Source organism: Streptomyces roseicoloratus (genome assembly GCF_004117935.1).
Classification (GTDB): Bacteria; Actinomycetota; Actinomycetes; order Streptomycetales; family Streptomycetaceae; genus Streptomyces; species Streptomyces roseicoloratus.
In genome coordinates this window covers 63,191-81,830 of sequence record NZ_SDOY01000110.1, presented here as the reverse complement: position 1 = coordinate 81,830, position 18,640 = coordinate 63,191, and the positions used below count along the sequence as shown (strand labels likewise).

17 protein-coding genes are annotated in these 18,640 nt (G+C 73.6%); 15 read left to right on the top strand and 2 right to left on the bottom strand.

Annotated features, from left to right (window positions below; translation table 11 throughout):
• Window positions 1–37 precede the first annotated feature (37 nt).
• The 4 genes from ESG85_RS12880 to ESG85_RS12865 all read left to right on the top strand — a co-directional run bounded on the left by ESG85_RS12880 (window position 38) and on the right by ESG85_RS12865 (window position 4,047).
• Entirely contained in the window at window positions 38–715 is a 678-nt protein-coding gene (locus tag ESG85_RS12880) for a trimeric intracellular cation channel family protein (protein ID WP_128978645.1), read from the top strand.
• A 23-nt stretch (window positions 716–738) separates the two neighbouring features.
• Window positions 739–1,596, top strand: coding sequence for a thioesterase family protein (locus ESG85_RS12875; protein ID WP_128978643.1), 858 nt, complete (start codon window positions 739–741; stop codon window positions 1,594–1,596).
• Between the two features lie 92 nt (window positions 1,597–1,688).
• Complete coding sequence (locus tag ESG85_RS12870; protein ID WP_128978641.1) at window positions 1,689–2,870, top strand: helix-turn-helix transcriptional regulator; 1,182 nt, start codon at window positions 1,689–1,691, stop codon at window positions 2,868–2,870.
• Between the two features lie 13 nt (window positions 2,871–2,883).
• Window positions 2,884–4,047, top strand: coding sequence for a cysteine desulfurase family protein (locus ESG85_RS12865; RefSeq protein WP_128978639.1), 1,164 nt, complete (start codon window positions 2,884–2,886; stop codon window positions 4,045–4,047).
• Window positions 4,048–4,152: 105 nt separating this feature from the next.
• Here the strand turns inward: ESG85_RS12865 and ESG85_RS12860 are convergent, their stop codons facing one another.
• On the bottom strand, window positions 4,153–4,770 hold the full coding sequence (locus tag ESG85_RS12860) for an N-acetylmuramoyl-L-alanine amidase (protein ID WP_246094974.1): 618 nt from the start codon (window positions 4,768–4,770) through the stop codon (window positions 4,153–4,155).
• 237 nt (window positions 4,771–5,007) lie between these two features.
• Between ESG85_RS12860 and mnmA the strand changes: the two genes are divergently transcribed.
• Together mnmA and ESG85_RS12850 are read left to right on the top strand one after the other, a co-directional pair.
• The gene (mnmA, locus tag ESG85_RS12855; protein WP_128978635.1) at window positions 5,008–6,165 is read left to right on the top strand and encodes a tRNA 2-thiouridine(34) synthase MnmA; all 1,158 of its coding nucleotides are present in this window, start codon (window positions 5,008–5,010) and stop codon (window positions 6,163–6,165) included.
• Between the two features lie 184 nt (window positions 6,166–6,349).
• Window positions 6,350–6,706: a hypothetical protein gene (locus ESG85_RS12850; protein ID WP_128978633.1), complete on the top strand. Its 357-nt coding sequence runs from the start codon at window positions 6,350–6,352 to the stop codon at window positions 6,704–6,706.
• Window positions 6,707–6,912: 206 nt separating this feature from the next.
• Here ESG85_RS12850 and ESG85_RS12845 read toward each other — a convergent pair whose 3' ends face one another.
• Window positions 6,913–7,731: an alpha/beta fold hydrolase gene (locus ESG85_RS12845; RefSeq protein ID WP_128978630.1), complete on the bottom strand. Its 819-nt coding sequence runs from the start codon at window positions 7,729–7,731 to the stop codon at window positions 6,913–6,915.
• A gap of 108 nt (window positions 7,732–7,839) precedes the next feature.
• On the opposite strand from ESG85_RS12845, the gene ESG85_RS12840 reads away from it, so the two are divergent.
• The 9 genes from ESG85_RS12840 to gatB all read left to right on the top strand — a co-directional run bounded on the left by ESG85_RS12840 (window position 7,840) and on the right by gatB (window position 18,626).
• A complete protein-coding gene (locus tag ESG85_RS12840) occupies window positions 7,840–8,382 on the top strand; it encodes an LOG family protein (RefSeq protein ID WP_128978628.1) in 543 nt (180 codons plus the stop codon).
• Window positions 8,383–8,389: 7 nt separating this feature from the next.
• Window positions 8,390–9,088, top strand: a complete 699-nt coding sequence (locus tag ESG85_RS12835) for an SDR family oxidoreductase (RefSeq protein WP_128978626.1) — start codon at window positions 8,390–8,392, stop codon at window positions 9,086–9,088.
• A gap of 165 nt (window positions 9,089–9,253) precedes the next feature.
• Window positions 9,254–10,267, top strand: coding sequence for a methionine synthase (locus tag ESG85_RS12825; protein WP_128978752.1), 1,014 nt, complete (start codon window positions 9,254–9,256; stop codon window positions 10,265–10,267).
• Window positions 10,268–10,299: 32 nt separating this feature from the next.
• Entirely contained in the window at window positions 10,300–12,477 is a 2,178-nt protein-coding gene (ligA, locus tag ESG85_RS12820) for an NAD-dependent DNA ligase LigA (protein WP_128978622.1), read from the top strand.
• 353 nt (window positions 12,478–12,830) lie between these two features.
• The gene (locus ESG85_RS12815) at window positions 12,831–14,954 is read left to right on the top strand and encodes a putative bifunctional diguanylate cyclase/phosphodiesterase (protein WP_128978620.1); all 2,124 of its coding nucleotides are present in this window, start codon (window positions 12,831–12,833) and stop codon (window positions 14,952–14,954) included.
• A 99-nt stretch (window positions 14,955–15,053) separates the two neighbouring features.
• The gene (gene gatC / locus ESG85_RS12810) at window positions 15,054–15,350 is read left to right on the top strand and encodes an Asp-tRNA(Asn)/Glu-tRNA(Gln) amidotransferase subunit GatC (RefSeq protein WP_046905390.1); all 297 of its coding nucleotides are present in this window, start codon (window positions 15,054–15,056) and stop codon (window positions 15,348–15,350) included.
• Window positions 15,351–15,357: 7 nt separating this feature from the next.
• A complete protein-coding gene (gatA, locus tag ESG85_RS12805; protein ID WP_128978618.1) occupies window positions 15,358–16,860 on the top strand; it encodes an Asp-tRNA(Asn)/Glu-tRNA(Gln) amidotransferase subunit GatA in 1,503 nt (500 codons plus the stop codon).
• A 5-nt stretch (window positions 16,861–16,865) separates the two neighbouring features.
• Window positions 16,866–17,099, top strand: coding sequence for a hypothetical protein (locus ESG85_RS12800; RefSeq protein ID WP_128978750.1), 234 nt, complete (start codon window positions 16,866–16,868; stop codon window positions 17,097–17,099).
• A 15-nt stretch (window positions 17,100–17,114) separates the two neighbouring features.
• The gene (gatB, locus tag ESG85_RS12795; protein ID WP_128978616.1) at window positions 17,115–18,626 is read left to right on the top strand and encodes an Asp-tRNA(Asn)/Glu-tRNA(Gln) amidotransferase subunit GatB; all 1,512 of its coding nucleotides are present in this window, start codon (window positions 17,115–17,117) and stop codon (window positions 18,624–18,626) included.
• Window positions 18,627–18,640 lie beyond the last annotated feature (14 nt).

Here is an 18,640-nt window from a genome sequence, read left to right as displayed (position 1 = left end):
TTCGGAAGCGGTGGTTCCGAACCGGGACAATGGTTCGGTGCTCCATGACCTGTTCAACCCGTCCGTCCAGCACTCCCTGGACCTGGTCGGCATCTTCGTCTTCGCCATCTCCGGCGCGCTGCTCGCCGTACGCAAGAACTTCGACGTCTTCGGCATGGCTGTCCTCGCCGAGGTCACGGCCCTCGGCGGCGGACTGCTCCGCGACCTGATCATCGGCGCCGTGCCCCCGGCCGCCTTCACGGACCTCGGCTACTTCCTCATGCCGCTGGTCGCGACCGTCCTGGTCTTCTTCCTCCATCCGGAGGTGGAGCGCACCCAGACCGCCGTCAACGTCTTCGACGCCGCCGGCCTCGGGCTGTTCTGCGTGACCGGCACGACCAAGGCGTACGACTACGGCCTCGGCCTCACCTCCTCGGCGGCGCTCGGCCTCGCCACGGCGGTCGGCGGCGGTGTCCTCCGTGACGTCCTGGCCAACGAGGTCCCGTCGCTGCTGCGCTGGGACCGGGACCTGTACGCCGTGCCCGCGATCGTGGGCGCGACGATGGTCGTGCTCTTCATCCGCTTCGACGTGCTCAACGCGTACACCAGCTCGCTGGCGGTCCTCGCAGCCTTCCTGCTGCGGCTGCTCGCGATGCGCTTCCACTGGCGCGCCCCGCGCGCCTGGAACCGGCGCTCGTCCGCCCGCGAGGAACCCGAAAAAGCTACCGCTCAGTAGCTGAATCCTGTACCGTCGCCGATATGAGCACGAGCAGCATCGAGTCGCCGAGCGCCGTCGCCACGAGCGAGTTCGACCGCGACACCGCCGTCACCCTCCGCGAGCCCGGCGTGTACGACGCCGAACTCTCCGCCGGCTGGACCATCATCGCCGCCGTCAACGGCGGCTACCTCCTCGCTCTCCTCGGCCGCGCGCTCGGCGACCACCTGCCGCACCCGGACCCGTTCACGATCTCGGCGCACTACCTCACGCCGTCCGTGCCGGGCCCGGCGGTGATCCGCACCGAGACCGTGCGCACCGGCCGTACGCTCTCCACCGGCACGGCGTCCCTCTTCCAGTACGCCGAGGACGGCACCGAGGTCGAGCGGATCCGCGTCCTCGCCTCGTACGGCGACCTCGACACCCTCACGGACGACGTCCGCACCACCGCGACCCCGCCCGCGATCCCGCCGGCCGGGCAGTGCTTCAGCGCCGCCGACAACCCGGACCCGCGGATCCCCGGCTCCTCCGCCATCGTCGACCGGCTCGACCTCCGCCTCGACCCGGCCTGCGTCGGCTGGGCCGTCGGCGCGCCCTCCGGCAAGGGCGAGATGCGGGCCTGGTTCGACCTCGCCGACGGCCGCGCGCACGACCCGCTCTCCCTGCTCCTCGCCGTCGACGCCCTGCCGCCGACCTCCTTCGAGCTGGGCCTCAAGGGCTGGACGCCCACCGTCGAGCTCACCACCCACGTCCGCCGCCGCCCGGCCCCCGGCCCGCTGCGCGTCTCCATCACCACCCGCAACCTCGCGGGCGGCTTCCTGGAGGAGGACGCCGAGGTCTGGGACAGCGCCGACCGCCTGGTGGCCCAGTCCCGCCAGCTGGCCCGCGCCCCGCGCGACTGAACGAACGGGGCGGGCGGCAGTCCGCCCCGGCAGCGGGACCGGGGGACCGGTCGAGGGCGAGCGGCCGCGCACAGCGTGAGAGGGTCCGGTGGGTGAAGTCCGACCGGCTGCTGTCCCTGCTCCTGCTGCTCCAGACCCGGAGCCTCGTCCCGGCGAGCGAACTCGCCGAGAAGCTCGACGTGTCGGTGCGGACCGTCTACCGGGACGTCGAGGCGCTCTCGGCGGCCGGCGTTCCCGTGTACGCCGAGCGCGGCCGGCACGGTGGGATCGCCCTGCTCCCCGGCTACCGCACCGACGTCACCGGCCTCACCGCCGACGAGTCCCGCGCCCTCTTCGTGCTCGCCGCCCAGGGTGCGCACGCCGCGCTCGGCCTCGACCGGGCGCTCGGGTCCGCCCTGCGCAAGGTGATGGCCGCGCTGCCCGCCCCGCACCGGCCGGCCGCCGAGCTGACGAGCCGTCGCATCCTGGTCGACCCGGACCGCTGGATGAGCGGGCCGCGCGCGGACGTGGACCTCGACGTCCTCCACCGGGCCGTGTTCGCCGACCGCCGTCTGTCCCTGCGCTACCGCGGCAGCGGGGCGCCCGCCCCGAAGGCCTACACCGTCGACCCGTACGGCCTCGTCGTGAAGGCCGGCGTCTGGTACCTCGTCGCCGACCACGACGGCGAGCCCCGCCTCTTCCGCGCCGACCGCGTGCACGGCGCCGAAGTCCTCGACGCCCCGGTCCGCCGCCGCACCGGCGTCGAACTGGCCGAGGTGTGGGCGGTGCTGCGCGCCCGCGTCGAGCGCCGCCCGGCGGACCTCGTCGTCACCGCCCGGGTCCACCGCGACCGCTACGACCGCTTCCTGCGCCTCCACGGCGACCGGCTCACCGCGCCACCACCGCCCCGCCGGTCCGGGGGAGCGGACGCCCGAGCCAGGGCCCAGGGCGCCGCGAACGCCGATGCCGGAGCCGCCGCGGGTGACGCCGTCGCGGAACCCGAGGGCGCCCCCGCGTCCCATCCCGTTCCGGCGCCTGCTCCCGGTGCCGTCCCCGCTTCCGCGCCCGCTCCCGGCGCCCCGTCCGAGTGGACCACCGTCGAGCTCGCCTTCGCCGAGCTCGGTGAACTGCGTCCACTGCTCACCATGGGTGCGAGCCTGGAGGTACTCGACCCGCCCGCCGCCCGGGCGTACCTCGCCGAGGTGGCCGCCGAGACCGTGGCGCTGTACGGGGACGGCGGCGTGAACCGGCCGCCCGCGCGACCGGCCGGGGCCGGTCCGTCGGCCGCCTCGTAGAATCGTGCCCACCATGGCTTACCTCGACCACGCCGCGACCACGCCCATGCTTCCCGAGGCGATCGAGGCGATGACCGCCCAGCTCGCCGTCACGGGCAACGCCTCCTCGCTGCACGCGGCCGGCCGCCGCGCCCGGCGGACCGTCGAGGAGGCCCGCGAGACCCTCGCCGGCGCCCTCGGCGCCCGGCCCAGCGAGGTGGTCCTCACCTCCGGCGGCACGGAGGCCGACAACCTCGCCGTGAAGGGCCTGTACTGGTCCCGGCTCGCCGCCGACCCGCGCCGCACCCGGGTCCTCGCCAGCCCCGTCGAGCACCACGCGGTCCTCGACGCCGTCGACTGGCTCGCCACGCACGAGGGCGCCACCGTCGAATACCTGCCGGTCGACCCGTACGGCAGGGTCCACCCCGAAGCCCTGCGCGAGGCCATCGCCCGCGACCCGGGTTCCGTCGCCCTGGCCACCGTCATGTGGGCCAACAACGAGATCGGCACGATCATGCCGGTCCGCGAACTCGCGGACGTCGCCGCCGAGTTCGACGTGCCCCTGCACGCCGACGCGGTGCAGGCCTTCGGTCAGGTTCCGGTCGACTTCGCCGCCTCGGGGCTGGCCGCCATGACCGTCTCCGGCCACAAGATCGGCGGCCCGTACGGCATCGGCGCCCTGCTCCTCGGCCGCGAGCACACCCCCGTCCCCGTCCTGCACGGCGGCGGCCAGGAGCGGCACGTCCGCTCCGGCACGCTCGACGTGCCCGCCGTGGCCGCGTTCGCCGTGGCCGGGCGGCTCGCCGCCGAGGGCCGCGAGGAGTTCGCGGCCGGCGTCGGCGCCCTGCGCGACGAGCTCGTCGCCGCCGTCCGCGCCGCCGTCCCCGACGTGATCCTCGGCGGCGACCCGGTCGACCGGCTGCCCGCCAACGCCCACTTCACCTTCCCCGGCTGCGAGGGCGACTCCCTGTTGCTGCTCCTGGACGCCGCGGGCATCGAGTGCTCCACCGGCTCGGCCTGCACCGCCGGCATCGCCCAGCCCAGCCACGTCCTGCTCGCCACCGGCGCCGACCCGGACCTGGCCCGCGGCACCCTCCGCTTCAGCCTCGGCCACACCTCCACGAAGGAGGACGTCGCGGCGGTCGCCGAGGCCATCGGCCCGGCGGTGGAACGCGCCCGCAGCGCGGGCCTCAGCTGACGGAGGCCGGCGCGCCAGGCCTCCCGGCGCGCCAGGCCTCCGGCGAGCCAGGCCTCCCGCCGCGCCAGGCCTCCCGGCGCGGCCGGGCACGCCCGGTGACCGGCCTCAGCCCGCCGCCGGGATCTTCTCGCGGGCCTGCCGCACCAGCGTGAGGTAGCGCTTCCAGTCCCAGTGCGGGCCCGGATCGGTGTGGTCCGTGCCCGGCACCTCCACGTGCCCGATGATGTGCTCCCGGTCCACGGGTATCCCGTACCGGGCGCAGATGCCGGCCGTGAGCCGGGCGGAGGCCTCGTACATCGCCGGCGTGAAGTCCTGCGGGCGGTCGACGAAGCCCTCGTGCTCGATGCCGACGCTGCGCTCGTTCATGTCCCTGTTCCCGGCGTGGAAGGCCACGTCGAGCTCGCGGATCATCTGGGCCACGTGCCCGTCCTTGCGCACCACGTAGTGCGCGGCGGCCCCGTGGGCGGGGTTCTTGAAGACCCTCAGCGCGGACCGGTAGCTGCCCTGGACGACATGGATCACCACGCGGTCGATCACGTAGTCGTCGGGGCGGTCGGCGCGCCGCCAGTTGTAGCCGGAGGCGGCGGTCCACTCCGCGCCCTTGTGGTCGAGCTCGCCCTCGACCCGCTTCTTCTCCATGCCGGGCAGCCGCCAGTACAGGCGCCCCAGCTCGTCGCGCGCGAAGACGGCCGCGCCGGCGACGGCGACCGTGCCGCCGAGCAGGACCGCGCGCCGGGAAGGCCCGCCCTTCCGGCCGGCACCCTTCCCCTGGCCCCCGGCACCCTTGCCCCCGGCACCCTTCCCACCGGCGCGATTCCCTCCCGCGCCCTTCCCTCCGGCGCGATTCCCTCCCGTGCCCTGTTTCACGGCCCGCTCTCCCCCGCTCCCCTTGTTCCCCACATGACCGAGAACGCTTACCCGGGCGACCACGGTTCCCCGGCCCCGTACCCTGGTAGGGCTATGACTCAGACCCCGCCGCAGACTCCGCCGCAGAGCACCTCCGCCCGCCCGCTCCGGGTCCTCGCCGCCATGTCCGGCGGAGTGGACTCGGCCGTCGCCGCCGCCCGCGCCGTCGAAGCGGGCCACGACGTCACCGGTGTGCACCTGGCGCTCTCCGCGAACCCGCAGTCCTTCCGCACCGGCGCGCGGGGCTGTTGCACCATCGAGGACTCGCGTGACGCCCGGCGGGCCGCCGACGTCATCGGCATCCCGTTCTACGTGTGGGACCTCGCCGAGCGCTTCCGCGAGGACGTCGTGGACGACTTCGTCGCCGAGTACGAGGCGGGCCGCACGCCCAACCCCTGCCTGCGCTGCAACGAGAAGATCAAGTTCGCCGCGCTGCTCGACAAGGCGCTCGCCCTCGGCTTCGACGCGGTCTGCACCGGCCACTACGCGACCGTCGTCCTCAACGAGGACGGCAGCCGCGAGCTGCACCGCGCGTCCGACATGGCCAAGGACCAGTCGTACGTGCTCGGCGTCCTCGACGAGCGGCAGCTCGCCCACGCGATGTTCCCGCTCGGCGACACCCTCACCACCAAGGACGAGATCCGCGCGGAGGCCGAGCGGCGCGGCCTCGCGGTCGCCAAGAAGCCCGACAGCCACGACATCTGCTTCATCGCCGACGGCGACACACAGGGCTTCCTCGCCTCCCGCCTGGGCGCGGCGGAGGGCGACATCGTCGACGAGGCCGGGACGAAGGTGGGCACCCACCAGGGCGCGTACGGCTTCACCATCGGCCAGCGCAAGGGCCTGCGGATCGGCCACCCGGCCGCCGACGGCAAGCCGCGCTACGTGCTCGACATCTCGCCGGTGAACAACACCGTCACCGTCGGCCCCGCCGAGGCCCTGGACGTCACCGCCCTCACCGCGATCAGGCCCCGCTGGTGCGGCGCCGCTCCCGAGGGCCCGGGCCGCTACACCGCCCAGCTGCGCGCCCACGGCGGCGAGACGCCGGTGAGCGCGGCGATGGAGGACGGCGAGCTGACCGTCACCTTCGACGAGCCGGTCCGCGGCGTGGCCCCGGGCCAGGCGATCGTGCTCTACGACGGCACGCGGGTGGTCGGCTCGGCGACCATCGCGACGACGACCCGGCGCGCCGCGCCGGCCGCCACCGCCTGAGCTGCTCGCCCCCGCACCGACGCGGTGCGCACGGCCGCGGGGGTTCGTCGGGGCCGCCTCTCCTGGCCCGGCTCGTGGCCCGGCTCGCCGAGTACGCGGGAGCGGTGAGATGAGCACGCGTACTCATGCCGGGCGGGAGGCCCGGGGGTGACGCTGAGGCTCACCTGACACGAAGGAGCCGACCATGAATCCCGACACGTACGCCGCTCTCTACGGCCCCGGCCGGCCGGCGGCACGGCGCCGGGGAACCGAGGTCGCCGTGGTGGCGGGCGTGCTGGCGGGCGTGCTGTGGGCGATGGCCCTGCTGGTACTCGCGTGTCTGGGGTTCCTGACCCTGTGGGCGGAAGCCGATGTGGGGCCGACCGACGGGATCCCCCTGCGGTGGGTGCCGATCGTCCTCGCCATCGCGGCCGTGCCGATCGGCCTGCTCTGCACGCCCGCCGTCCGCCGCCTGACCATCGCGGTCAGGGCGCTGGTCACCGGTCTCGCGACCTTCCTGACCGTGATCGGCCTCGCGGTCTGGACCTTCGTTCATAGCTGAGTAGCCCACCGCCGACGTCCGGCGGCGTCTGCCGATGCCCTCGGTCGAGAGCCCCTCGTCCACCCCCGCCCACGCACCCCCGCCCGCGCACCCCCGCCCGCCCAACCCCACGCAACCCCGCGCAACCCCCGCAACCCCGAGCCCGTCCCCTCAGGCCCTCGCGTCGCGGCCACGTCAGGTGATCGGACGGCAGCACGGCCGGGCCCTCACCTGCCCGCCGGCTCCTGCTCCAGACAGTCCTCCAGGAACTCCTCGATGACCGGCGCCAGGACGTGCGGCGCCACCTGGTGGGTCTGGCCGGTCAGCGTGCGGTGCCGGCCGCGCGGGACCGTCGCCGCGACCGTACGGGCCACCCGACGCGTCCAGGAGGGGCTCGCGCCGCCGTCGACCACCAGCACGCGCGCGTGGACCCGGCCCAGGCGGGCGGCGGGCACGGAGCCGTCGCCCACGACCGCGTCGTCGTAGGCGAGGGTGTGCGTCAGCGCCTCCAGGACGGGCCGCGGCTGCGCGGGCAGACCGGCGCCGTCGCCGAGCAGGAGATCCAGCGCCTCGCCCCGCCGGCCCCGGTCGAGCAGCGCCCGCACCCGGCCGCGCCGCGCCGCCGCCTCGGAGCCGTACGGCGGCTCGTACACCGACACCGGCCCGACCGGCACCCCGGCCGCCGCGGCGGCGAGCGCCAACGCACCGCCGCAGGCGGTTCCGTGCACGGCGGCCGTGCCCGCCGCGCCGCCCACGGCGTCGACGAGCGCCGCCAGATCGGCGATCTCCCGCTCCACCGCGTACGGCCCCTCGTCCCCGCTCGCGCCGCGCCCCCGCCGGTCGTACGCCACCACCGAGAACCGCCGCGCGAGCAGCCCCGCGAGCGGCCGCTCGCTCCCGGCCGTGCCCAGGGCCCCGCTCACCAGGATCACCGGCGGTCCGTCCCCATAGCGCTCGTAGGCGATCCGCGTCCCGTCCGGCGACCTGACCAGACCGCGGGCCGCGCACACCGTCGTCTTCTCCTCGATCAGCTGCTCCTCGTCCATGGCAGGGCAGACCGGGGCCGCGCGCAGAACTCATCGGTCCGGGGCGGAACTTTCCGGAAGGGCCCGGGTGCCGGTGGGCGGCACCCCTCCTGGCCTACCGTGAAGCCCATGAACATCTGTGTCTTCCTCTCCGCCGCCGACCTCGACGAGCGGTACACCGCGCCCGCCCGCGACTTCGCCGCCCGTCTCGGCAAGGCCGGGCACACCCTCGTCTGGGGCGGCTCCGACGTCGGTCTGATGAAGGTCGTCGCGGACGGCGTCGAGGAGGCCGGCGGCCGGCTGGTCGGCGTCTCGGTGGACTTCCTGGCGGCCAAGGCCCGCCCGGTCGCCGACGAGATGGTCGTCACCAAGGACCTCGCCCAGCGCAAGGCCCTGCTCCTGGCCAAGTCCGACGCCGTGGTGGTCATGGTCGGCGGCACCGGCACCCTCGACGAGGCCACCGAGATCCTGGAACTGAAGAAGCACGGCAAGCACACCAAGCCCGTCGTCCTCCTCAACACGGCCGGCTTCTACGACGGCCTGAAGGCCCAGTTCCGCCGCATGGAGGAGGAGGGCTTCCTGCCGCTCCCGCTCACGGACCTGGTCTTCTTCGCGGACGACGGCGCCGAGGCGCTGACCTTCCTGGAGCAGGCCGTGGCGTCCCGCGGATGATGCGAGCATGGGCCGCATGGCAACTCATGTGATCACCGGAGCCGGCTCCGGCATCGGCGCGGCCGTCGCGCGGCGGCTGCACGCGCGCGGGGACGAGCTCGTGCTGCACGCGCGGGACGCGGGCCGGGCCAAGGAGCTGGCGGCGGAGTTTCCGGGCGCCCGGACGCTCGTCGGGGACCTGGCGGACCCGGACCGGCTGTCCTGGGCCTTCTCCCACCAGGCGCTGCCCGAGCGGGTCGACACGCTGCTGCACATCGCGGGCGTCGTCGACCTCGGCCCGGTCGGCGAGCTGACCCCGAAGACCTGGCACCACCAGCTCAACGTCAACCTGATCGCCCCCGCCGAGCTGACCCGGCACTTCCTGCCCCAACTGCGCGTCTCCAAGGGCCATGTGGTGTTCGTCAACTCGGGCGCCGGGCTCGCCGCGCACGCCGAGTGGAGCGCGTACGCCGCCTCCAAGCACGGGCTGAAGGCGCTGGCCGACTCGCTGCGCCACGAGGAGCACGGCAACGGCGTGCGGGTCACGTCGGTGTACCCGGGGCGGACGGCCAGCCCGATGCAGGCGAAGGTGCACCAGCAGGAGGGCAAGGAGTACGACCCCGAGCGGTGGATCGACCCCGAGTCGGTGGCCACGACCATCGTCATGGCGATCGACCTGCCGCGTGACGCCGAGGTCAACGACCTCTCCGTCCGGCCGGGACGCTGAGGACGCGGGCACGGACGACCGCCCGGTGAGCGGGGCGCGCACGCCCCCTCCCGGAGCGGCCGGCGCCGCGCGTCCCGCAGGCGCGCCGGCGGGACCGCCGTCCGGGCGGGTCCGGCGCGTACGTCTCCGGCTGACCCGGACACGTACGCTTCCCGGGTGAGCGAGATCAGCGAGAAGAACCCATTCCCCTGGGGCCCCGCCACCGGCGTCGGGTCCCTGCCCGGCGGCGACGCCCGGGAGGCAGCCAAGACCGTCACCGGGTCCTTCGAGGACTTCGCGTTCCTCGCGGAGCTGCCCGCCCGCGGGCCCGGCGCGGACATGATCGGCCGGACCACCGGGATGCTCGTCGAGCTGTACGCGCACGTGGAGCCGAGCGGCTGGCGGATCAGCGACCGGCCCGGGCGGGACACCCGGCGGGCGCGGTCGTGGCTCGGCGAGGACCTGGACGCCCTGGAGGAGTTCACCCAGGGCTACGAGGGCGCGCTGAAGGTGCAGGCCGTGGGGCCGTGGACGCTCGCCGCGGCCCTGGAACTGCGCGGCGGCGAGGCGGCGCTGAGCGACCCGGGGGCCTGTCGTGACCTGGCCGGTTCGCTCGCCGAGGGGCTGCGCGCCCATCTCGCGGAGGTCGCCAGGCGGGTGCCGGGCGCCCGGATCGTGCTCCAGCTGGACGAGCCCTCGCTGACCGCGGTGCTGCTCGGGCAGGTGCGGACGGCCAGTGGCTACCGCACCCACCGGGCCGTCGACCGGCAGGTCGTGGAGAGCGCCCTGCGCGACGTGATCACGGTCCACGACGGGCCCGTGGTCGTGCACTCGTGCGCGCCGGGAGTCCCGTTCGGGCTGCTGCGGCGGGCCGGCGCCGCGGGCGTGTCGTTCGACTTCTCCCTGCTCACCGAGCGTGACGAGGAGCCGATCGGGGAGGCCGTGGAGGCCGGGACGAAGCTCTTCGCCGGTGTGGTGCCGTCCACGGACCCGGCCTCGGGGGCATTGTCAGACCCGGGCGGTAGCGTCATGGGTGTCAGGACGCTGTGGCGCAGGCTGGGGCTGAATCCGGGGACTCTCGCCGAGTCCGTGGTGGTCACCCCCGCCTGTGGTCTCGCGGGTGCCTCGCCGGCATACGCCCGCGCGGCGCTCGCGCACTGCGCCCGGGCGGCGAGATCGCTCGCGGACAACCCAGAGTGACCGGGTTCCAGCACACGGGAGGACGAGGAACGGTGGCAGTCGAACAGGGGGCCCCCGCCGAGGCGCGGGAGAAGCACGCCGAGCTGGCGGAGCAGGTCGAGGAGCACCGCTTCCGGTACTACGTGAAGGACCAGCCGGTCGTCAGCGACGCGGAGTTCGACAAGCTCCTGCGGTCGCTGGAGGCGCTGGAGGAGCAGTACCCGGAGCTGCGGACGCCGGATTCGCCGACCCAGAAGGTCGCCGGGTCGTACGAGACGGACTTCGCCTCCGTGGAGCACCGGGAGCGGATGCTCTCGCTGGACAACGCGTTCGACGACGCGGAGCTCTCGGCCTGGGCCGAGCGGGTCGCCAAGGACGTCGGCGCCTCCGACCACCACTTCCTGTGCGAGCTGAAGGTCGACGGCCTCGCGGTCAACCTCACGTACGAGCACGGCCGGCTGACCCGGGCGGCGACCCGCGGCGACGGCCGTACGGGCGAGGACATCACGCCGAACGTGCGGACCATCGCGGACATCCCGGAGCGGCTGCGCGGCGACCGGATCCCGGCACTGGTCGAGATCCGCGGCGAGGTCTACTTCCCGATGGAGGCCTTCGAGGGGCTGAACGCGCGCCTGGTGGAGGCCGGCGACAAGCCGTTCGCCAACCCGCGGAACGCGGCGGCCGGTTCGCTGCGCCAGAAGGACCCGAAGGTGACGGCGACCCGCCCGCTGCACATGGTGGTGCACGGCATCGGCGCCCGCGACGGCCTCGACATCACCCGCCTCTCCGACGCGTACGAGCTGCTCCACGAGTGGGGCCTGCCCACCGCCCGGCACAACAGGGTCGTGGAATCCCTCGACGGCGTACGGGAGTTCATCACGTACTACGGCGAGAACCGCCACTCGGTGGAGCACGAGATCGACGGCGTCGTCGTCAAGCTCGACGAGATCGCGCTCCAGGGCCGGCTCGGCTCCACGGCACGCGCCCCGCGCTGGGCCATCGCGTGGAAGTACGCGCCGGAAGAGGTCAACACCAAGCTGATCGACATCAAGGTCGGCGTCGGACGGACCGGTCGCGTCACGCCGTACGCGCAGGTGGAGCCGGTGACGGTGGCCGGTTCCGAGGTCGAGTTCGCCACCCTGCACAACCAGGACGTGGTGAAGGCCAAGGGCGTGCTCATCGGCGACACGGTGGTGCTGCGCAAGGCCGGTGACGTGATCCCGGAGATCCTGGGTCCGGTCGCGGACCTCCGGGACGGCAGCGAGCGCGAGTTCGTCATGCCGGCCGAGTGCCCGGAGTGCGGGACGCCGCTGAAGCCGATGAAGGAAGGCGACATCGACCTGCGCTGCCCCAACGCGCGGACGTGTCCGGCCCAGCTGCGCGAGCGGCTGGCCTTCCTGGCCGGGCGCTCCGCCCTGGACATCGAGAACTTCGGCATGGTCGCGGCGGCGGCGCTGACCCGCCCCCTGGAGCCGGCCGAGCCGCCGCTGACCGACGAGGGCGACCTCTTCGACCTCACGATCGAGCAGCTGCTGCCGGTCCGGGCGTACGTCCTCGACCCCGACAGCGGGCTGCCCAAGCGGGACCCGAAGACCGGCGAGGAGAAGATCGTCCCGGTCTTCGCCAACCAGAAGGGCGAGCCGAAGAAGAACGCGCTCGCGATGCTGGAGAACATCGCGGCGGCGAAGACCCGCCCGCTGGCCCGCTTCCTCAACGGCCTGTCGATCCGTCACGTCGGCCCGGTCGCCGCCGAGGCGCTGGCCCGCGAGTTCCGCTCCCTGGAGCGCATCGAGCAGGCGACGGAGGAGGAGCTGGCGGCGGTCGACGGCGTCGGCGGGATCATCGCCGCCGCCGTGAAGCAGTGGTTCGCCGAGGAGTGGCACCGGGAGATCGTGCGCAAGTGGCGCGCGGCCGGGGTGAGTTTCGAGGACGAGGGCGCCGGCGAGGACGAGGGGCCGCGTCCGCTGGAGGGACTGACCGTGGTGGTCACCGGCACCCTGCAGGACTACACCCGGGATGGCGCAAAAGAGTCGCTGCAATCCCTGGGAGCCAAGGTCGCCGGTTCCGTTTCGAAGAAGACCGCGTTCGTCGTCGTCGGCGACAACCCGGGCTCCAAGTACGACAAGGCGATGCAGCTGAAGGTTCCGGTTCTCGACGAGGCCGGCTTCCGGATCCTGCTCGAACAAGGTCCCGAAGCCGCTCAGGAGGCTGCTCTGCCCGTCGCCGAGTAGCCGCCGCGCCCGCCGCCGAGGGGCCGGCGGCGGGCGCGCAAGGGGCGCGCGAGGGGCGCGAAAAGGCAGTGCGGGTTCACCCGTTCGGCGCATACCAGATCGTTAGGGGTGGCCGGGTCGCATTCGGGCAAGAGATGGAGAGCGCTGCCCGTAGCAGCCCTCCGCGGCCTACTGTGGTGACCGTGCGTCCGTCGCGCACGGCCGTACGAGGGCCCTGCCGGCACGCAAGGGCAGGACACGCGGTCCGGCACGCGACGGGACGACGTACCAGTGGCATGACATCCAAGGCATGACAGTGGCATCACGACGGCCCCGCGTTGCGTACGGCACCGCCGGCTGTGAGAGGGACGGGAATGAAACCGACCGAGAGTGCCGCCCCGGTCGCACGGCCCCAGGCCCGTGCGGCGTTCGTGGGCCTCGCCTCCGGGCTGCCCGGAGCGCTCGTGGGCATCGCCGCCGTCGTGCTCGTCGCGGGCGTCTACCGGACGCTGAGCACCGGGCAGGGCCTGTTCCCCGGCGGCGCCCCCGGCTGGTCCCTCGCCGTCCTCACCGGCCTCATCGTCGGCCACCTGGTCGCGCTCGGCCGCGACCGCTGGTGGGGCGGCACCGGCTCCGGCGCCGCCCTCACCCTCGCCGTCCTGCTCCTCTACGGCTGGGTGCCGGCCTGCCTCGTCTCCGTCACCGTCGTCGTGCTCGTCGCAGGCGCCCGCCGGCACCGCTGGCGCCAGGGCCTGCTGCACGGCGCCGTGGACGTCATCGGCGCGGGCGCCGCCGCCCTCGTCCTCGCCACCTTCGGCGACGTCCCGACCGTCGCGGAACCCTGGCAGCCCCTCGACTGGGGGATCGCCGACGTACCGGAAGTGATGCTCGCCGCCGTCGCCTATCTCGTGGCGACCCGCCTCCTGCTGTGGTACGCCCTCGCCCCGCACGGCGGCGGGCTGCCCACCGCCGCCCGCACCGCCCTGCTCCGCCAGGGCCTGGTCGCCGTCGCCCTGCTCGGCATCGCCCCGCTCATCTGCGTCGTCGCCGCCTCCCGGCCCCCGCTCCTGCCGCTCTTCGCCGTCCCGCTCATCGCCCTCGACTCCACCCTGTGGATCGCCCGGGCCCGCGCCGAGGAGCAGCTGCGCGACCCGCTCACCGGGCTGCCCAACCGCCAGTGGCTCCTCGAGCGCACCTGGACCGCCCTGGAGGAGGCCGAGGGTGAGGGAGTCCGCTCCGCGCTCGTCCTCATCGACCTCGACCGCTTCCGGTCCGTCAACGACACCCTCGGCCACCTCGCCGGCGACCGGCTGCTCCTCCAGATCGCCGAACGGCTCCGGCTCGCCCTGCCGCGCGGCGCCGAGGCCGCCCGGCTCGGCGGCGACGAGTTCGCCGTCCTGCTGCCCACCGCCGACTCCACCACCAGCGCCCAGCGCGTCGCCCGCCACCTCGTCGCCGAGCTGTCCTCCCCGCTCGACCTCGACGGCCTCACCCTCGTCCTGGAGGCCAGCGCCGGCGTCGCCGTCTTCCCCGACCACGCCCTGGACGCCGAGGGCCTGCTGCGCCGCGCCGACGTGGCGATGTACCAGGCCAAGCGGGACCGCACCGGCGTCGAGGTCTACGAGTCCAAGCGCGACTCCAACACCCCCGACCGCCTCGGCCTGCTCGGCGACCTGCGCCGCGCCCTCGACGCCGGCGAGGTCGAGCTGCACTACCAGCCCAAGGTCCGCTTCGACGGCCAGGTCGCGGGCCTGGAGGCGCTGGTCCGCTGGGTCCACCCCGAGCGAGGGAAGGTTCCTCCGGACGAGTTCATCGCCATCGCCGAGTCCTCCGGCCTCATGCCGCACCTCACCGAGTACGTCCTGGAGACCGCCCTCGCCCAGGTGGCCCGCTGGCGCGCCCAGGGCCTCGACGTGCCCATCGCCGTCAACGTCTCCCCGCGCGACGTCCACACCCCCGGCTTCGCCGGCGCCGTCGCCGCCCGCCTCGCCCGGCACGGCGTCCCGGCCGGCGCGCTCCAGCTGGAGATAACGGAGCACGTGCTCCTGGAGGACCCGCAGCGGGCCGCCGACACCATGGCCGGCCTCACCGGCCACGGCGTCAAGATGTCCCTCGACGACTTCGGCACCGGCTACTCCTCCCTCGTCCACCTGCGGCGCCTGCCGGTGAGCGAACTGAAGATCGACCGTTCCTTCGTCGCCCGGCTCGCCGTCGACACCGAGGACGCGGAGATCGTCCGCTGCACCGTCGACCTCGCCCATTCGCTCGGTCTGCTGGTGGTCGCCGAGGGCGTCGAGGACGACGAGACCTGGGAGCGCCTGCGCGACCTGGGCTGCGACGCCGTCCAGGGCTGGCTGGTCGCCGCCGCCATGCCGCCCGCCGAGACCACCGCCTGGCTCCTGGCCCGCGGCGAGCACGGTTGGCGCCGCCCGTCGGAGATCGCCGCGGCCGCCGCCGTCGCCGAGGTGGACCACCCTTCGGACCACGTGGTCCAGTGACCTCCTCGGACCACGTGGTGCGGTGACCGTTTCACGGGCAGCGGCGCAGGCCCCATAGGATTGGGTGAACACCATCGAACTCACCCCGTGAGGATCCGCATGCCTGGCATCACGCGCGAGGAGGTCGCCCACCTCGCCCGGCTGGCGCGTCTGGAGCTCGCCGACGAAGAACTCGACCACTTCGCCGGTCAGCTCGACGACATCATCGGCGCGGTCGCCCGCGTCTCCGAGGTCGCCGACCAAGACGTACCGCCGACCTCCCACCCGCTGCCGCTGACCAATGTCATGCGCGCGGACGAGGTCCGTCCGTCGCTCACCCCCGAGCAGGCGCTCTCCGGCGCCCCGGCCCAGGAGCAGCAGCGTTTCAAGGTGCCGCAGATCCTGGGGGAGGACTAAGAACGCCATGACGGACAACAGCACCATCATCAAGCTCACCGCCGCCGAGATCGCGGCGAAGATCGCCTCCGGCGAGCTCACCGCCGTCCAGGTCACCGAGGCCCACCTGGCCCGCATCGAGGCCGTCGACGAGAAGGTCCACGCCTTCCTGCACGTCGACCGCGAGGGCGCCCTCGCGCAGGCCCGCGCCGTGGACGAGAAGCGCGCCCGCGGCGAGAAGCTGGGCCCGCTGGCCGGTGTGCCGCTCGCGCTCAAGGACATCTTCACCACCATGGGCGTGCCCACCACGGTCGGCTCGAAGATGCTCGAGGGCTGGATCCCGCCGTACGACGCGACCCTGGTCAAGCGGCTCAAGGCCGCCGACGTGGTCATCCTCGGCAAGACCAACATGGACGAGTTCGCGATGGGCTCCTCCACCGAGAACAGCGCCTACGGCCCGACCGGCAACCCGTGGGACCTCACCCGCATCCCGGGCGGCTCCGGCGGCGGCTCCTCGGCCGCCCTCGCCGCGTACGAGGCCCCGCTCGCCATCGGCACGGACACCGGCGGCTCGATCCGCCAGCCCGCCGCCGTCACCGGCACCGTCGGCGTCAAGCCCACCTACGGCGCGGTCTCCCGCTACGGCATGGTGGCCTTCTCCTCCTCGCTCGACCAGGGCGGCCCGTGCGCCCGTACGGTCCTCGACGCGGCCCTGCTGCACGAGGCCATCGCCGGCCACGACCCGCTCGACTCGACCTCCATCGACGCCCCGGTCCCGCCGGTCGTCGAGGCCGCCCGCAACGGCTCGGTGGCCGGGATGCGCGTCGGCATCGTCAAGCAGTTCCGCGGCGAGGGCTACCAGGCCGGCGTCGTGCAGCGCTTCGACGAGTCCGTCGAGCTGCTGAAGTCGCTCGGCGCCGAGGTCGTCGAGCTGGACTGCCCGTCCTTCGACCTCGCGCTCTCGGCGTACTACATCGTCGCGCCGTCCGAGTGCTCCTCGAACCTGGCCCGCTTCGACGGCCTGCGCTACGGCCTGCGCAGCGGCGACGACGGCACCCGGTCGGCCGAGGACGTCACCGCGCTCACCCGCGAGGCCGGTTTCGGCCCCGAGGTCAAGCGCCGCATCATCCTCGGCACGTACGCGCTGAGCTCGGGCTACTACGACGCCTGGTTCGGCTCGGCGCAGAAGGTCCGCACCCTCATCACCCGCGAGTTCGAGAAGGCCTTCGAGCAGGTCGACGTGATCGTCTCCCCGACGACCCCGACCACCGCCTTCCCGATCGGCGAGCGCGCCGACGACCCGATGGCGATGTACCTCGCGGACCTGTGCACCATCCCGACCAACCTGGCCGGCAACGCGGCCATGTCGCTGCCCTGCGGTCTCGCGCCGGAGGACGGCCTGCCGGTCGGCCTGCAGATCATCGCCCCCGCCCTGAAGGACGACCGGCTCTACAAGGTCGGTGCCGCCGTCGAGGCCGCCTTCGTGGAAAAGTGGGGTCACCCGCTGCTCGAGGAGGCTCCGTCGCTGTGAGTGCCATGGCAAAGAAGGCCAAGAACTTCAAGAAGTCGAAGACGGGCATCTACGTCTCGCTGGCGACCACCGCCTTCGGCGCCGTCAGCGTCGCGAAGCAGGCGAAGATGGCGCGCAACGACAACGACGTGCTGCGGCTGATCGACTCCGCCGTGTCCGCCGCCGCCATCGTGACCGGCCTCGCGATCCTGTACCGCGAGCTGAAGCGCCTCGGCGACGACGACGTCCTGCTGGGCTGAGAGGGAAGTTCCACCGTGACTGTCACTGAACTGCTGTCGTACGAGGCGGCACTCGCCGAGTACGACCCCGTCATGGGCCTCGAGGTCCACGTCGAGCTCGGCACGAAGACCAAGATGTTCTGCGGCTGCTCCACCGAGCTCGGCCAGGACGCCAACGCGCAGACCTGCCCGACCTGCCTCGGCCTGCCCGGCGCGCTCCCGGTCGTCAACGCCGTCGGCGTCGAGTCGGCCATCAAGATCGGCCTCGCGCTGAACTGCGAGATCGCCGAGTGGTGCCGCTTCGCCCGGAAGAACTACTTCTATCCGGACATGCCGAAGAACTTCCAGACCTCCCAGTACGACGAGCCGATCGCCTTCGACGGCTACCTGGACGTCCAGCTGGAGGACGGCGAGGTCTTCCGCGTGGAGATCGAGCGCGCCCACATGGAGGAGGACACCGGCAAGTCCACCCACATCGGTGGCGCCACCGGCCGCATCCACGGCGCCTCGCACTCGCTGCTCGACTACAACCGGGCCGGCATCCCGCTCATCGAGATCGTCACCAAGCCGATCCAGGGCGCGGGCGAGCGCGCCCCCGAGGTCGCCAAGGCGTACGTGGCCGAGCTGCGCGAGCTGATCCGCGCCCTGGGCGTCTCCGAGGCGCGCATGGACAAGGGCCAGATGCGCTGCGACGTCAACCTGTCGCTGATGCGGAAGGACGCGGCGGAGTTCGGCACGCGCTCGGAGACCAAGAACGTGAACTCGCTCCGCTCGGTCGAGCGGGCGGCGCGCTTCGAGATCCAGCGCCACGCGGCGATCCTGGAGGCCGGCGGCAAGGTCGTCCAGGAGACCCGGCACTTCCACGAGGACGACGGCACCACCACCGCCGGCCGCATCAAGGACAACGCCGAGGACTACCGCTACTTCCCCGAGCCGGACCTGGTGCCGGTGGCCCCCGCCCGCGAGTGGGTCGAGGAGCTGCGCAAGGGCCTGCCCGAGCTGCCGCGCGTGCGCCGCAACCGGCTGCGCGAGGAGTGGGGCGTCTCCGAGGTGGAGATGCAGGCCATCCTCAACGCCGGAGCGGTCGACGCCATCGTCGCCACGACCGAGGCGGGCGCGGACGCCGCGTCGGCCCGCAAGTGGTGGATGGGCGAGCTGGCCCGTAACGCCAACGAGAAGGGCGTCTCCCTGGAGGAGCTCCCGATCACCCCGGCGGACGTCGCCCGCGTGTCGGCCCTGGTCGCCTCCGGCGACCTGAACGACAAGCTGGCCCGCCAGGTCATCGAGGGCGTCCTCGCGGGCGAGGGCACCCCGGACCAGGTGGTCGAGAAGCGCGGCCTCAAGGTCGTCTCCGACGACGGCGCGCTCGGCGCGGCCGTCGACGAGGCCATCGCCGGCAACGCGGCCGTCGCCGACAAGATCCGCGGCGGCAAGGTCGCCGCGGTCGGCGCCCTGGTCGGCGCGGTCATGAAGGCCACCCGGGGCCAGGCGGACGCGGCGAAGGTCAAGGACCTGATCCTGGAGAAGCTGGGCGTCAGCGAGGGCTGATCCCGGCCACCCGG

Bases quoted from the DNA above. Each gene is read 5' to 3' on its own strand.
- ESG85_RS12800 (WP_128978750.1), top strand. From the start codon at position 16,866: ATGGCAAAGAAGGCCAAGAACTTCAAGAAGTCGAAGACGGGCATCTAC.
- gatA (WP_128978618.1), top strand. From the start codon at position 15,358: ATGACGGACAACAGCACCATCATCAAGCTCACCGCCGCCGAGATCGCG.
- gatC (WP_046905390.1), top strand. From the start codon at position 15,054: ATGCCTGGCATCACGCGCGAGGAGGTCGCCCACCTCGCCCGGCTGGCG.
- ESG85_RS12865 (WP_128978639.1), top strand. From the start codon at position 2,884: ATGGCTTACCTCGACCACGCCGCGACCACGCCCATGCTTCCCGAGGCG.
- ESG85_RS12815 (WP_128978620.1), top strand. From the start codon at position 12,831: ATGAAACCGACCGAGAGTGCCGCCCCGGTCGCACGGCCCCAGGCCCGT.
- mnmA (WP_128978635.1), top strand. From the start codon at position 5,008: ATGACTCAGACCCCGCCGCAGACTCCGCCGCAGAGCACCTCCGCCCGC.
- ESG85_RS12845 (WP_128978630.1), bottom strand. From the start codon at position 7,731: ATGGACGAGGAGCAGCTGATCGAGGAGAAGACGACGGTGTGCGCGGCC.
- ESG85_RS12875 (WP_128978643.1), top strand. From the start codon at position 739: ATGAGCACGAGCAGCATCGAGTCGCCGAGCGCCGTCGCCACGAGCGAG.
- ESG85_RS12835 (WP_128978626.1), top strand. From the start codon at position 8,390: ATGGGCCGCATGGCAACTCATGTGATCACCGGAGCCGGCTCCGGCATC.
- ESG85_RS12840 (WP_128978628.1), top strand. From the start codon at position 7,840: ATGAACATCTGTGTCTTCCTCTCCGCCGCCGACCTCGACGAGCGGTAC.
- ESG85_RS12850 (WP_128978633.1), top strand. From the start codon at position 6,350: ATGAATCCCGACACGTACGCCGCTCTCTACGGCCCCGGCCGGCCGGCG.